16 protein-coding genes are annotated in these 14,206 nt (G+C 66.1%); 14 read left to right on the forward strand and 2 right to left on the reverse strand.

What is annotated here, in order from left to right; translation table 11 throughout:
- Positions 1–3 precede the first annotated feature (3 nt).
- Positions 4–1,038 carry a type IV pilus twitching motility protein PilT gene (gene pilT, locus IB255_RS11855; protein WP_017520118.1) on the reverse strand — a complete coding sequence of 345 codons (1,035 nt, stop codon included), beginning with the start codon at positions 1,036–1,038 and terminating at the stop codon, positions 4–6.
- A gap of 73 nt (positions 1,039–1,111) precedes the next feature.
- Between pilT and IB255_RS11860 the strand changes: the two genes are divergently transcribed.
- The 14 genes from IB255_RS11860 (at position 1,112) to IB255_RS11925 (ending at position 12,607) form a co-directional block, all read left to right on the forward strand.
- Entirely contained in the window at positions 1,112–1,801 is a 690-nt protein-coding gene (locus IB255_RS11860; RefSeq protein WP_192210403.1) for a YggS family pyridoxal phosphate-dependent enzyme, read from the forward strand.
- Positions 1,802–1,818: 17 nt separating this feature from the next.
- Positions 1,819–2,652, forward strand: coding sequence for a pyrroline-5-carboxylate reductase (proC, locus tag IB255_RS11865; protein ID WP_192210404.1), 834 nt, complete (start codon positions 1,819–1,821; stop codon positions 2,650–2,652).
- 5 nt (positions 2,653–2,657) lie between these two features.
- Positions 2,658–3,872: a hypothetical protein gene (locus IB255_RS11870; protein WP_192210405.1), complete on the forward strand. Its 1,215-nt coding sequence runs from the start codon at positions 2,658–2,660 to the stop codon at positions 3,870–3,872.
- A 142-nt stretch (positions 3,873–4,014) separates the two neighbouring features.
- Positions 4,015–4,608 (forward strand): YggT family protein, encoded by a 594-nt coding sequence (locus IB255_RS11875; RefSeq protein WP_151189054.1) that lies wholly within the window; start codon positions 4,015–4,017, stop codon positions 4,606–4,608.
- Between the two features lie 6 nt (positions 4,609–4,614).
- Positions 4,615–4,905 carry a DUF167 domain-containing protein gene (locus IB255_RS11880; protein ID WP_081519588.1) on the forward strand — a complete coding sequence of 97 codons (291 nt, stop codon included), beginning with the start codon at positions 4,615–4,617 and terminating at the stop codon, positions 4,903–4,905.
- Between the two features lie 118 nt (positions 4,906–5,023).
- Positions 5,024–6,991 carry a dynamin-like GTPase family protein gene (locus tag IB255_RS11885; protein WP_081519587.1) on the forward strand — a complete coding sequence of 656 codons (1,968 nt, stop codon included), beginning with the start codon at positions 5,024–5,026 and terminating at the stop codon, positions 6,989–6,991.
- Positions 6,992–7,089: 98 nt separating this feature from the next.
- Complete coding sequence (metX, locus tag IB255_RS11890; RefSeq protein WP_081519586.1) at positions 7,090–8,229, forward strand: homoserine O-succinyltransferase MetX; 1,140 nt, start codon at positions 7,090–7,092, stop codon at positions 8,227–8,229.
- An 8-nt stretch (positions 8,230–8,237) separates the two neighbouring features.
- Complete coding sequence (metW, locus tag IB255_RS11895) at positions 8,238–8,858, forward strand: methionine biosynthesis protein MetW (protein ID WP_151189053.1); 621 nt, start codon at positions 8,238–8,240, stop codon at positions 8,856–8,858.
- Positions 8,859–8,892: 34 nt separating this feature from the next.
- Positions 8,893–9,315 (forward strand): DUF4426 domain-containing protein, encoded by a 423-nt coding sequence (locus IB255_RS11900; protein WP_081519584.1) that lies wholly within the window; start codon positions 8,893–8,895, stop codon positions 9,313–9,315.
- The gene (gene rdgB / locus IB255_RS11905) at positions 9,312–9,905 is read left to right on the forward strand and encodes an RdgB/HAM1 family non-canonical purine NTP pyrophosphatase (protein WP_192210406.1); all 594 of its coding nucleotides are present in this window, start codon (positions 9,312–9,314) and stop codon (positions 9,903–9,905) included. The genes IB255_RS11900 and rdgB overlap by 4 nt, the downstream gene beginning before the upstream one ends.
- A complete protein-coding gene (gene hemW / locus IB255_RS11910) occupies positions 9,902–11,092 on the forward strand; it encodes a radical SAM family heme chaperone HemW (protein ID WP_192210407.1) in 1,191 nt (396 codons plus the stop codon). Before rdgB ends, hemW begins: the two co-directional genes overlap by 4 nt.
- 5 nt (positions 11,093–11,097) lie before the next feature.
- Positions 11,098–11,928: a glycosyltransferase gene (locus IB255_RS11915; RefSeq protein ID WP_081519581.1), complete on the forward strand. Its 831-nt coding sequence runs from the start codon at positions 11,098–11,100 to the stop codon at positions 11,926–11,928.
- Positions 11,929–11,984: 56 nt separating this feature from the next.
- A complete protein-coding gene (locus IB255_RS11920) occupies positions 11,985–12,308 on the forward strand; it encodes a DUF3392 domain-containing protein (protein ID WP_017520106.1) in 324 nt (107 codons plus the stop codon).
- 44 nt (positions 12,309–12,352) lie between these two features.
- Complete coding sequence (locus tag IB255_RS11925; RefSeq protein WP_017520105.1) at positions 12,353–12,607, forward strand: hypothetical protein; 255 nt, start codon at positions 12,353–12,355, stop codon at positions 12,605–12,607.
- Positions 12,608–12,834: 227 nt separating this feature from the next.
- Here IB255_RS11925 and IB255_RS11930 read toward each other — a convergent pair whose 3' ends face one another.
- Positions 12,835–14,181, reverse strand: coding sequence for a DUF1329 domain-containing protein (locus IB255_RS11930; protein ID WP_081519580.1), 1,347 nt, complete (start codon positions 14,179–14,181; stop codon positions 12,835–12,837).
- Between the last annotated feature and the right edge of the window lie 25 nt (positions 14,182–14,206).

Here is a 14,206-nt window from a genome sequence, read left to right on the forward strand (position 1 = left end):
GATTTAGAAGTTTTCCGGGATCTTGGCTTTTTCTTTCGCCGCGTCGCGGGTCACCAAGCCCTTGGCGACCAGGCCCTTGAGGCACATGTCGAGGGTCTGCATGCCGATCGCGCCGCCGGTCTGGATGGCGGAGTACATCTGCGCGACCTTGTCCTCGCGGATCAGGTTACGGATCGCCGGGGTGCCAATCATGATCTCGTGGGCCGCAACACGACCGCCGCCGATCTTCTTCAGCAGGGTCTGGGAAATCACCGCCTGCAGGGATTCGGAGAGCATGGAGCGGACCATGGATTTCTCCTCGGCGGGGAACACGTCGACGATACGGTCGATGGTCTTGGCCGCGGAGGTGGTGTGCAGGGTGCCGAAGACCAGGTGGCCGGTTTCCGCGGCGGTCAGCGCCAGGCGGATGGTCTCCAGGTCGCGCATCTCGCCCACCAGGATGATGTCCGGGTCTTCACGCAGGGCCGAGCGCAGGGCCTCGTTGAAGCCCAGGGTGTCGCGGTGCACTTCGCGCTGGTTGACCAGGCACTTCTTCGATTCGTGGACGAATTCGATCGGGTCTTCGACGGTGAGGATGTGGCTGTACTTGGTGTTGTTCAGGTAGTCGAGCATCGCCGCCAGCGAGGTGGACTTGCCCGAACCGGTCGGGCCGGTCACCAGGACCAGGCCGCGCGGCACGTCGGAGACGCGCTTGAACACTTCGCCCATCCCCAGGTCTTCCATGGTCAGTACCTTGGAGGGAATGGTCCGGAACACGGCGCCGGCGCCGCGGTTCTGGTTGAAGGCGTTGACCCGGAAGCGGGCGACGCCCGGCACTTCGAAGGAGAAGTCGGTTTCCAGGAACTCTTCGTAATCCTTGCGCTGCTTGTCGTTCATGATGTCGTAGATCAGCGCGTGAACCTGCTTGTGCTCCAGCGGCGGCAGGTTGATGCGGCGAACATCGCCGTCGACGCGGATCATCGGCGGCAGGCCGGCCGAGAGGTGCAGGTCCGAAGCGCCCTGCTTGGCGCTGAAGGCGAGCAGCTCGGTAATATCCATGGGACTCCCCAATCAAGAGCAAGCAGGTAGAATGCCGCAGAACACGCAGCAGCCGGGCGGAAAAGCGACGGTAATGTCCACGATAGCAGAGAATATTGCAAAGGTTCGCGTACGAATCCGTGAGGCGGAACAAGCGAAAAATCGCACGCCTGACTCGGTGCAGTTGCTTGCCGTGAGCAAGACCAAACCCGCCGCCGCGATCCGCGAAGCGTTTGCCTGCGGCCTGGCCGATTTTGGCGAGAACTACCTGCAGGAAGCGCTGCTCAAGCAGACCGAGCTGGCCGACCTGCCGCTGACCTGGCATTTCATCGGCCCCATCCAGTCGAACAAGACCCGGCCGATCGCCGAGCACTTCGACTGGGTGCATTCGGTGGACCGCCTGAAGGTCGCCCAGCGCCTCTCCGAGCAGCGCCCGGCGAACCTGCCGCCGCTGAACGTGCTGCTGCAGGTGAATGTCAGCGGCGAGGACAGCAAGTCCGGCTGCTCCCCTGCCGAGCTGCCCGCCCTCGCCCAGGCGGTTGCGCAACTGCCCCACCTGAAACTGCGCGGCCTGATGGCCATCCCCGAACCCACCGAGGACATTGCCGCGCAGCACGCCGCGTTCGCCCGCCTGCGCGAGCTGATGCAAGCCCTGAATCTCGGCCTGGACACCCTGTCCATGGGCATGAGCCACGACCTCGAAGCCGCCATCGGCGAAGGCGCCACCTGGGTGCGGATCGGTACCGCCCTGTTCGGCGCCCGCGACTACGGCGCCTCCCACTGAATAAAGGAAGCGACTCCATGAGCAGCACCCGCATTGCCTTCATCGGCGCCGGCAACATGGCCGCCAGTCTCATCGGTGGCCTGCGCGCCAAGGGCGTCGCCGCGAGCGACATCCGCGCCAGCGATCCGGGCGCCGAGCAGCGCGCGAAGATCGCCGCCGAGCACGGCATCGAAGTGGTCGGCGACAACGCCAGCGCCGTGGCCGGTGCCGATGTGGTGGTCCTGGCGGTCAAGCCGCAGGTCATGAAGGACGTCTGCCTGGCGCTGGCGCCGGCGCTGAGCGAGAACGCGCTGATCGTCTCCATCGCCGCCGGCATCCCCTGCGCCAGCCTCGAACGCTGGCTGGGCGAGGTGAACGGCCAACCGCGCGCCATCGTCCGCTGCATGCCCAACACCCCGGCGCTGGTCGGCCTGGGTGCCAGCGGCCTGTACCCCAACGCCAGCGTCAGCGCCGCCCAGCGCGAGCAGGCGGAGCAACTGCTGAGCGCCGTGGGCATCGCCCTGTGGCTCGACGAGGAGCGCCAGATCGACGCGGTCACCGCCGTCTCCGGCAGCGGCCCTGCCTACTTCTTCCTGCTGATGGAAGCCATGACCACCGCCGGTGAGAAGCTCGGCCTGTCCCGCGAAGTCGCCGGCCAACTGGCCCGCCAGACCGCCCTGGGCGCCGCACAGATGGCCACCACCAGCGATGTCGACCCGGCCGAACTGCGCCGTCGTGTGACCTCGCCCAAGGGCACCACCGAAGCGGCCATCAGCACCTTCCAGGCCAACGGTTTCGAGGCGCTGGTGGAGAAGGCAGTCGGCGCCGCCGACCACCGCTCCGCCGAGCTGGCCGAACAACTGGGCCGCTGATTGCGATGACGCACCCCGCCCGGCGACCAGGGAAGGTCGCACTGCCCCTCACTGCCTGCTTCCTGCTGGCCGGCACCGCCGCTCAGGCCGCGCAATGCCCGGTTGCCGCGCCCATCGACGAGGCCCCGCGAGCTGCCTATCAGGCCATGCAGCAAGCCATGGCGAGCGGTTTCACCGACGACGCCGATAACACGGTCACGCCAGCGCTCAGCCAGGCCATCGAGCATTACAAACAGACGCTGGCCGACGCCTTCGACGCTCACCTGGCCTGCGCTCAGGCCGCGCCGGACCTCGATGCCCTGCAGGCCGATCTGCGCCAGCGCCTGCTGCCCGCACCGAAGCCGGCCAGCGAAGACGAAGTGGCGCTGCCCGACCAGAGCGAGATCGTCGTCAGCCTGAGCGACAGCCCAACCCCGCTGCTGCTGGTCAGTGGCGGCTTCGCCATACCCTGCGGCAGCGACAACGTCCTGCGTGGTTACCGCCGCGAAGGCGATGCCTGGGTGCGTGCACTGGACTGGCAGAGCGGCCCCTACAAAGACATCTCCGGCGCCTACGGCGACCTGTACCTGTACGAGCGCCTGTCCAGCGGCGACATCGCACTGATGCACGGCACGCCCTGGTGCACTTCGCGCTGGAGCCACCTGGCAGTGGAAGTGATACGCCCGGCCACGGCCGACCAGGCCCAGCGCACCCTGCTGCACAACGAGCACGACTACGTCCGCGATGAACACGAAGTGAAACTCAAGGCCCGCCCCGACGGCTTCGAGTGGCGCGCCGAGGTCGGCAGCCTGGACGGCGACCTGCTGACCCGACCGGGCATCTTCCGCTTCCGCCAGGACGGTGAAGCCTTCCAGCGCATCCAGCCCGCCGCGTCCAATGGCCGCGGTTTTGTGGATGAATGGTTGCGGGTGGACGCCACTCTTGCCCGTGCCTGGACGGACCCGGCCGGAGCCGATACTGCGCTGACCGCGCGCGAAGAACTCATCGAGCTGAACAAGCGCACCGGCGTCACCCTGGCCTACACCGCCGTGCGCGGCTGCAAGAAAGACCCGGCGCGCTTCCAGGTGGACATCGAGCTGGACAGCCCGCAGCCCCTGGCCGAAGGCAACCAGCGCTATGTCAGCATCCGCCAGGAATCCAATGGTTTCGCCCTGCTGGGCCTGAGCCGAACCGCCGACCCCGACTGCAACGGCCGCGATCTGATGGCCAGGCGGGGTTGAATTTGCACGTGACGAAACACACTTACACGCGACCGGCGACGATGAATTCCCTACAGTATGGCGTTACAGCGCCGTCGTTGACCGACCGCCCGATTCGCCCGGCCCTGCGCGCCGGCGCCCAACGTTCACCAAGGACCGCCCAATGACCGGACTTTCCACAGCCGCCATCTATGTGATCCAGACACTTGGCAGCCTGTATCTGCTGATCGTGCTGCTGCGCTTCATCCTGCAGCTGGTCCGCGCCGACTTCTACAACCCACTCAGCCAGTTCATCGTGCGCGCCACCAAGCCGCTGCTGAACCCGCTGCGCCGCATCATTCCCGGCTTCGGCGGCATCGACTTCGCCTCGCTGGTGCTGGCGATCCTGGTCCAGTTGGTGCTGATGGTCATCACCCTGACCCTGATGGGCTACGGCGTCGGCGGCTACATCCTGCAGCTGCTGGTGTGGTCGATCATCGCGGTGACCTCGCTGTTCCTGAAGATCTTCTTCTTCGCCCTGATCATCAGCGTGATCCTCTCCTGGGTCGCCCCGGGCAGCTACAACCCCGGCGCCCAACTGGTGAACCAGATCTGCGAGCCCTTCCTGGCACCCTTCCGCAAGCTGCTGCCGAACCTCGGCGGGCTGGATATCTCGCCGATCTTCGCGTTCATCGCGCTGAAGCTGATCGACATGCTGGTGATCGGCAACCTGGCAGCAATGACCGGGATGCCGCAGATCCTTTCGCCCTTCATGTAAGCAGGCATGCCGTTCTATCACTGGGACGGCGAGGACCTGATCCTCGACTGCCACCTGCAGCCCAAGGCGAGCCGCGACGAGTTCGCCGGGCTGCACGGTGAGCGCCTGAAGATCCGCCTCACCGCGCCACCAGTCGAAGGCAAGGCCAACGCCCACCTGCTGGCCTTCCTCGGCAAGGCCTTCGGCGTACCGAAAAGCGCGGTGAAGCTGGAAAGCGGCGAACTGAACCGCCAGAAGCGCGTGCGCATTCCCCGTCCGACGAAACTTCCGGCAGAACTCGGGATAGCCGCTCAGTAACCTTGGCCGACCTTACGTGTAGGAATGTGCTGTAGGCCAATTGCTATTCCTACGCCCCGACGCATAATCCACGCCATCCATTCCCCGCGCAGGACGCGCCAGCCCAAGGAACGCCCGGATGAGCATGGAACGTCTCAGTCAGCAGATCGATGCCTACGTCACCTGGAAGCGCGAGCTGGTCCGCGAGATCACCCGCTATCGCAGCTGGCTTGAGCGCGCCCGGCTGAATACCCCGGAAATCGAGAACCGTCTCGAACGCACCCTGCGCCTGCTGCGCGTCGACCACATCACCCTGGCCTTCGTCGGCGAGTACTCGCGCGGCAAGACCGAGCTGATCAACAGCCTGTTCTTCGCCGGGTTCGGCCGCCGCATGCTGCCGTCCCAGGCCGGGCGCACCACCATGTGCCCCACCGAGCTGTTCTTCGACCCACGTTCCGAGCGCCCGTACATCCGCCTGCTGCCCATCGAGACCCGCGTCGCCGATGCCAGCGTTGCGCAGTTCAAGCGAATCCCGCGGCACTGGGTGAACATCCCGCTGGATACCTCCGACCCGGCGAACATGGCCGAGGCCTTCGCCCAGGTCGCCAAGACCAAGCCGCTGCCGGTGGAACAGGCGATCCAGCTGGGTTTCCACCCGGACATGCTCGAAGCCACCGACAAGCCCGGCATCGTGCTGGTGCCGGCGTGGCGCCACGCGCTGGTCAACTTCGACCATCCGCTGCTGCGCCAGGGCCTGCGCATCCTCGACACCCCCGGCCTCAACGCCCTGGGCAGCGAGCCGGAGCTGACCCTGTCGATGCTGCCCAGCGCGCAATCGATCCTCTTCCTGCTGGCCGCTGATACCGGTGTCAGCGCATCCGACATGGCGATCTGGCAGGACCACGTGCGCCAGCTCGGAGAGGACGGCCATACCACCCTTTATGCGGTGCTGAACAAGATCGACGTACTCTGGGACGACCTGGCCGGCGAGGCCTTCGTGCAGAACGCCATCCGCCACATCCAGGACACCACCGCGCGCCAGCTGGGCATCGCCCGCGAGGACGTGCTGCCGCTGTCGGCCAAGCAGGCGCTGCTGGCCAAGGTGCGCGGCGACCGCGAACTGCTCGCGCGCAGCCAGATGGAATCCCTCGAAGACCTGCTCTGCGAACGCATCGTCGCGCAGAAGGAGCGCCTGCTGGAAACCGCCGTGGTCGGCCAGGTGCTGGCGCTGGTCAACAACAGCCAGCACAGCCTGCGCGTGCGTCTGGACAAGGTGAAGGAGCAGCAGGCGCTGCTCAACGACCAGCAGCAGGACAGCGGCCAGCTGCTGTTCGAGCTGACCGCGCGGACCAAGGACGACCACAACCTGCACCACAAGCGTCTGCTCAGCCTGAAGACCAACCAGCGCCTGCTGCGCCACCAGGGCGAGCAGTTGCGCGAGGCAGTGCGCGCCGAGCGCCTGGAACAGCACCTGAAGAAGGTCCACGACAAGCTGCGCGGTAGCTGGACCACGGTCGGCATCCACCAGGCCATCCTGCAGTTCTTCCGTACCGTGGAAGGCGACCTGGTCGCCCTCGGCCACGAAGCCGAAACCGCCAACCGCATGGTCGCGGCCATCTACCAGCGGCACAACGAGGAAAACCCGCTCAACGCCCTGGACGCCCCGCAGTTCCGCGTCCAGCGCTACCTGCGCGACCTCGCCAAGCTGCAGGAGAAGGCCGACCGCTTCCGCCTGCACCTCAAAACCCTGCTCACCGAGCAGCGCCTGCTGACCCGGCGCTTCTTCGCCACCGTCGCCCAGGAAGTCATCGGCCTGCACCAGCGCCTGCGCGAGGAAGCCGAGCAATGGGCCGCCGACGCCCTGATGCCGCTGATGCAGTACAGCCTGGAACACAAGCAGATGCTGGAAACCCACATGCTGCGCCTCAAGGCCCTGGCCCAGGAAACCCAGCAGGCGCGGCAGCGCTCGCTGCTGCTGGGGCGCTATACCGAGGAGCTGGAACAGCAGCTCACCGAGGCCACCGACATCCTCCGCCAACTGCGCCGCCCGGCGCCGCTGCAACGCCAGGCCAAGGTCGTCACCCTGCCCACCTCGCAGCGCGCCTGAACCCCGCGCCGCGCCCGCCCTGCCGCTTCCGAGTGCGCTTGCCGCAGGGGGCGGCGCTCTTTAGACTGGCCGTCCTTTTTTATTCATGAGCTGGGTCGATGCCAACAGTCTTCCCCGAAGATTCCGTCGGTCTGGTCACCCCCCAGACGCTGCAGTTCAACGAACCGCTGCCCCTGGCCTGTGGCAAGACCCTGCCCGAATACCAGCTGGTGATCGAGACCTATGGCGAGCTGAACGCCACGGCGAGCAACGCCGTGCTGATCTGCCACGCCCTCTCCGGCCATCACCACGCCGCCGGCTACCACAGCGAGGATGAGCGCAAGCCGGGCTGGTGGGACAGCTGCATCGGTCCGGGCAAGCCCATCGACACCCGCAAGTTCTTCGTCGTCGCGCTGAACAACCTGGGCGGCTGCAACGGCTCCACCGGGCCGACCAGCCTCAACCCCGCCACCGGCAAGACCTACGGCGCAGACTTCCCGGTGGTCACAGTGGAAGACTGGGTCAACAGCCAGGCACGCCTGGCCGATCGCCTCGGCATCCACAGCTGGGCCGCCATCGTCGGCGGCAGCCTGGGCGGCATGCAGGCGCTGCAGTGGACCATCAGCTACCCCGAGCGCGTGCGCCATTGCCTGTGCATCGCCAGCGCACCCAAACTGTCGGCGCAGAACATCGCCTTCAACGAAGTCGCCCGCCAGGCCATCCTCTCGGACCCGGAGTTCTTCGGCGGCCACTTCCAGGAACACGACGTGATTCCCAAGCGCGGCCTGCGCCTGGCGCGGATGGTAGGGCACATCACCTACCTCTCCGATGACGCCATGGGCGCCAAGTTCGGCCGCGACATGAAGTCGGAGAAGCTCAACTACGACCTGCACAGCGTCGAGTTCCAGGTGGAAAGCTACCTGCGCTACCAGGGCGAGGAGTTCTCCACCCGCTTCGACGCCAACACCTACCTGCTGATGACCAAGGCGCTGGACTACTTCGACCCGGCCGCCGCCAACGGCGACGACCTGGCGCGCACCCTCGCGGGGGTGAAGGCGGACTTCTGCCTGATGTCCTTCACCACCGACTGGCGCTTTTCCCCGGCACGCTCGCGGGAAATCGTCGACGCGCTGCTGGCGGCGAAGAAGAACGTCAGCTACCTGGAAATCGACGCACCGCAAGGCCACGACGCCTTCCTGATGCCGATTCCGCGCTACCTGCAAGCCTTCAGCGGTTACATGCACCGCATCAGCGTATAAGGACCACCATGCGCGCCGACCTGGAAATCATCCAAGACTGGATCCCCGCCGGCAGCCGCGTGCTCGACCTGGGCTGCGGCGATGGCGAGCTGCTCGCCTGGCTGCGCGACCACAAGCAGGTCGGCGGCTACGGCCTGGAGATCGACTCCGAAAAGATCGCCAAATGCATCGAACGCGGCGTCAACGTCATCGAACAGGACCTGGACAAGGGCCTGGGCAACTTTGCCAGCGACAGCTTCGACGTGGTGGTGATGACCCAGTCGCTGCAAGCCCTGCGCTACCCGGACAAGGTGCTGGCGGAGATGCTGCGCGTGGGCAAGACCTGCATCATCACCTTCCCCAACTTCGGTCACTGGCGCTGCCGCTGGTACCTCGCGCGCAATGGCCGCATGCCGGTGTCGGAGTTCCTTCCGTACACTTGGTACAACACGCCGAACATCCACTTCTGCACCTTCCGCGACTTCGAGGCGCTCTGCCACGAGCAGCACGCGAAGGTGCTCGACCGTCTGGCGGTAGACCACGAGCACCAGCATGGCTGGGCCTCGCGAATCTGGCCTAATCTGTTGGGTGAGATCGGCATCTACCGGATCAGCGGCGCTGGCGTGCAAGACCACCGCATCGCCGTCTGATCGCGGCTATCTGATAGAGCCCGGGAGAAACATCATGCGCCGCCTGCTTACCTTCCTCGCCTGCCTGGTCCTCGCCGTGCCCGCCTTCGCCGAACAGGTGAAGCGCCTGGGTGATCTGCAGGTGCACTACAGCGTGTTCAATTCCAGCTTCCTCCAGCCCAATGTCGCGCAAGCGGTGGGCGTGGTACGCAGCAAGGCCCAGGGCGTGGTCAACATCGTGCCGCTGGACGCCAGCGGCAAGCCGGCCAACGTCACCGTCGCCGGCTCCGCGAAGAACCTGATGGGACAGACCGTCCCCCTGACCTTCAAGCGTGTGGTCGAGGAAGGCGCCGTCTACAACCTGGCGCAGTTCCCCATCGAAGGCCGCGAAACCCTGACCTTCTCCATCCAGGTCCAGTCCGGAAACGAAGCCCCGCAAAGCTTCGATTTCATGCAGGAAATCTTCCCAGACGAATGATCAAGCTCGAACAACTGGTGCTGGCCAGTCACAACGCCGGCAAGCTCAAGGAACTCCAGGCCATGCTCGGAGCCCACGTGAAGGTGCGCTCCATCGGCGAGTTCAGCGACGTGGAACCGGAAGAGACCGGCCTCTCGTTCGTCGAGAACGCCATCCTCAAGGCCCGCAATGCCGCGCGCATCTCCGGCCTGCCGGCGCTGGCCGACGACTCGGGCCTGGCGGTGGACTTCCTTGGCGGTGCGCCGGGCATCTATTCCGCGCGCTACGCCGACGGCAAGGGTGACGCGGCGAACAACGCCAAGCTGCTGGATGCCCTGAAGGACGTGCCCGACGAGCAACGCGGCGCCCAGTTCGTCAGCGTGCTGGCCCTGGTCCGCCACGCCGACGACCCGCTGCCGATTCTCTGCGAAGGTCTCTGGCACGGCAGCATCCTGCGCGAAGCCCGCGGCGAGCACGGCTTCGGCTACGACCCGCTGTTCTGGGTGCCGGAAGCCGAGTGCTCCAGCGCCGAGCTGGCGCCCGAGCGCAAGAATCAGATCAGCCACCGCGCCCGCGCGATGGCCCTGCTGAAGCAGCGGCTGGGTCTATGAGCCAGGCAGGAAGCCACGGGCTCGACGCCGGGCCGGTGGTTTCCGGCTTCCAGCTGCCACCGCTGTCCGCGTACGTGCATATCCCCTGGTGCGTGCGCAAATGCCCCTATTGCGACTTCAACTCCCACGCTGCTGGCCCGGAGCTGCCCGAGGACGCCTACGTCGAGGCGCTGCTGGCTGACCTGACGGCAGATCAGGGCTATGTGTACGGCCGCAAGCTGACCTCGATCTTCTTCGGCGGCGGCACGCCCAGCCTGTTCTCGGCCAGGGCGCTGGGCCGCATCCTCGCAGGCCTGGAGCGGCAAGTCGGGTTCGAGAGCGACATCGAGATCACCCTGGAGGCCAACCCCGGCACCTTCGAGCAGGCCAAGTTCGCCGACTACCGGGCGCTGGGCATCAACCGCCTGTCCATCGGCATCCAGAGCTTCCAGGCCGAGAAACTCAAGGCACTGGGCCGCATCCACGATGGTGACGAAGCAGTACGCGCCGCCGAAATGGCCCGCCGCGCCGGCTTCGACAACTTCAACCTGGACCTGATGCACGGCCTGCCGGAGCAGAGCGTCGCCGACGCCCTGGCCGACCTGCAGCAGGCCGTCGACCTGGCGCCGACGCACCTGTCCTGGTACCAGCTGACCATGGAGCCGAACACGGTGTTCTGGAGCCAGCCGCCAGAGCTGCCCGAGGATGACCAACTGTGGGAAATCCAGGAAGCCGGCCAGGCGCTGCTCGCCCAGGCGGGCTACGCCCAGTACGAAACCTCGGCCTATGCCCGTGACGGCAAGCGCGCGCGGCACAACCTGAACTACTGGACCTTCGGTGACTTCCTCGGCATCGGCGCCGGCGCCCACGCCAAGCTGAGCACGCCGCAAGGCCGCATCCTGCGCACCTGGAAGACCCGCCTGCCGAAGGACTACCTGAACCCGGACAAGCCCTTCCAGGCCGGCGAGCGCGACCTGCTGGCGGACGACCTGCCCTTCGAGTTCATGATGAACGCCCTGCGTCTCACCGAGGGCGTGCCGGCGGCGGCCTTCGCCGAGCGCACCGGCCTGCCACTGGCCTGTATCGAGGAGGCCTGCCGTCAGGCGCGCCAGGACGGCCTGCTGGTGGACGACCCGCAGCGCCTGGCTCCTACCGAGCGCGGGCAGCTGTTCCTCAACGACCTGCTGCAACGCTTCCTGCCGGAGTGAGCCAGATGCGGGCGACGATCGTTCTGGTGATCTACCGGCAGTCCCTGGCCGACTCCGAAAGCTTTCGCAGCTTGCAGGCCAACCGGGCATTGCTGGCGGAGCACGATATCGAGCTGATCCTCCACGACAACAGCCCGCAACCGCAGCCTCTGCCCCCCATGGATGCAGCGCTGCCGGTTCGCTACCACCACGATGCCGGCAACCCGGGGCTGGCAGCCGCTTACAACCTCGCCCTGCGCTCGGCCTGCCAGCGTGGCAGTGAATGGCTGTTGCTACTGGACCAGGACACCCACCTGAACGCCGGCTACTTCCGCGAGCTGCTGGAAGCGACTCCAGGCCTGGAGCCCGGCTGCATCTGCCTGGTGCCCCGCGTCAGCGATGGCCTGCGACAGGTGTCGCCGATGGATTGCAGCAAGGTGCGCGCCCAGGCCTACACCCGCTCCGGCAGCACCTCCGGGATGGTGACGGCGATCAACTCCGGCGCCTGCTGGCGCGTCTCCTGGCTGACCGAGAGCGGGGGATTCAACCTCGACTTCCCCCTGGATTACCTGGACCACTGGGCCTTCCACCATGCCAGAAGTCAGGGCCGGCAGCTCTATGTGATGGACAGCGAGATTCACCAGAACCTCTCCATCAGCGATCGGAACTGCGTCTCCAGGGCACGCTACGACAGCATCTACGAATCGGAATACCGGTACTACAGCCGCTATCGCAAGGATCTCTTCGCCACTTACCGGCGACACCTGCCAGCGCGCCTGCTCAAACAGCTGCTGCTGTTCCGCGACAAGCGGGTGGCGCTCACCACGCTCCGCCTGATGCTGCGCAAGCCCGACTGACCCGGAGCCCCGTCTCAAGTAGACTCCCCGGCAACTCTGAATCCCAAGGAGCCCCAATGGACTTCGCGCTCGACCTGATTGCCAACGTCTCCCGCTGGTGCCGCGGCCACCTGTCCGACATCGCCCTGGCGATCATGGCGACCGTGCTGGTGCTGTTCGGCCCGGCAATCAACGCCTGGGTACAGCAGCGCATCGGCAGCCTGAACTTCGTCTTCCGCACCCTGCTGTTCGTGCTGATCTGCGCCGTGGGCTACGGCCTGGCGATGGTCTTCGTCACCCCGTGGCTGGCCAAGGGCCTGGGTTATTTCAACAACTACACCCTGGCGCCCGTCCTGCTGCTAGTGTTCTTCGTGATTGGCATGATCGCCGACCGCAGTTGACCTGCGTTCCTCCGGCGGTTGGCCACCCACCCGCCGGAGGACACATGAAGCCGATCAAGCATCTCTACCTGCACTTCTCCGATGGCCAGCGCCTGGCGCTGCGCTTCCCGCAACAGAGCGACGACCCCGCCGAAGTGGCCCGCGGCATCCGCAAGCAGATGGAGTCGCCGGTAATCAGCATCGAGGTGGACGGCGACCTGCTGATCATCCCGCGCACCAGCATCAAGTACCTGCAGATCAGCCCGGCGCCAATGCGCATGCCGGAGACCACCGTGCTGGGGGCGGAGTTGATCGAGTAGAAGGCCTGCGTCTGCGCAGGAGCGGATTCATCCGCGATCGGGTCGGTACGGTGCCAACTGACAGCACCGCCTTTCAGGCGGTTCGCGGGCATGGCCCGCTCCTACAACTCGGCGCCATGTAGCAGCGCACTTTGTAGGAGCGGGCCATGCCCGCGACTCGCTGCACCAGCAGCGACATTCCACACTGCACAAACACAAAGGCCGCCTCGCGGCGGCCTCTGCTGGACTCAGTTGCCCTCGCGGCGCAAAGCCTGCGGGGTGAAGTCGCGCGGCCCCAGCGGGACCTTGAAGTCGTACATCGGCTCGTTGTTGTCCAGGCCGTCGACGAAGTAGCGCGCCCCTTCGAAGTCGTACAGCGCTTCCAGGGTGCTGAGCACCATGGGCACGTCGTAGTAGTTGATCGGGTGCACTTCCTGGGCGCGGATCAGCTTGCCGTCGGCGTTGTAGATGTCCGAGGCGAGGATCTGCCAGCTGTCTTCATCCAGGTAGAAGCGGCGCTTGGCGAACGGATGGCCCATGCCCTTGCGCAGGGTCGCCTCGACCACCCAGACGCGGTGCGGCTCGTAGCGCAGCAGCTCGGGGTTGAGGGTCTTGGTCCTGAGGATGTCGGCGTAGGGGATGCCCTTCTGGTGCACCGCGTAGCTGTTGTACGGCACCAGCATCTCGCGCTTGCCCAGCAGCTGCCACTCGTAGTGGTCCGGCGCGCCGTTGTAGACGTCCACGGTGTCGGCGGTGGCCAGGCCGTTGGTGTCGGGCTGCAGGGTGTCGTAGGCCAGGCTCGGCAGGCGGCGCACACGACGCTCGCCGCTGTTGAAGCGCCAGGCCTTGCGGATCGACAGCACCTGGTCGATGGTCTCCTGCACCACCAGCGCAGAGCCGGCGAGCTTGGCCGGGGCGACGATGTTGTACTTGTAGTAGAACAGCGTGTTGTTCAGGTCCTGCGGGGTCATGCCCTCGCGACCGTAGTTGAAGTACACGTAGCGGTCGAGCTTGAGCAGGTTGTAGCTGCCGCTGGCGAGCACGGCGGCCTGGTTGGTCACCATGTGAATCTGCTCGCCACGGTAGCGCATGATGTGGTTCCAGATGGCTTCCAGGCCGGTCTTCGGCATCGGAAACGGCACACCGGCGGCGGCGCCCTGCACACCGTTGCCGTCGGCGATCAGCTCGGCGTTCTCGGCATTGAAGCGGGTGGCGTCATAGATGCGCTGGGGCAAGGATGCACTGCGGCGGCTGGGGAAGACGCGCAGGTAGTAGTCCGGGTTCTCCTGCAGCAGCGCCTGGGTGCCGGGAGTAAGCAGCGCCTGGTACTGCGCCAGGTTCTTGCTGTCGATCTTGTACTGCACGGCATCGGTGGCGTACGGATCGAGGTGGTGGGTGCCGGGCTGGTAGCCCGCCGGGGCGCTGGTGATGCCACCGGTCCACGCGGGGATGGTGCCACTGGCATTGCCGGCCATTTCCGCCCCCATCGGCGTCAGGTCGCGACCCAGTCGAGCGGCCTCGGTGGCATCGACTTTCGCCTGCGCCGGCAGGACCCACGCCCCCGCCATCAGCAGTACAGCAAGTTTCTTCAACACAGCAGACTCCTTTGCGACGGACTCC

It is taken from the genome of Pseudomonas sp. PDM22 (assembly GCF_014851965.1).
In the GTDB taxonomy this organism is placed as follows: Bacteria; Pseudomonadota; Gammaproteobacteria; order Pseudomonadales; family Pseudomonadaceae; genus Pseudomonas.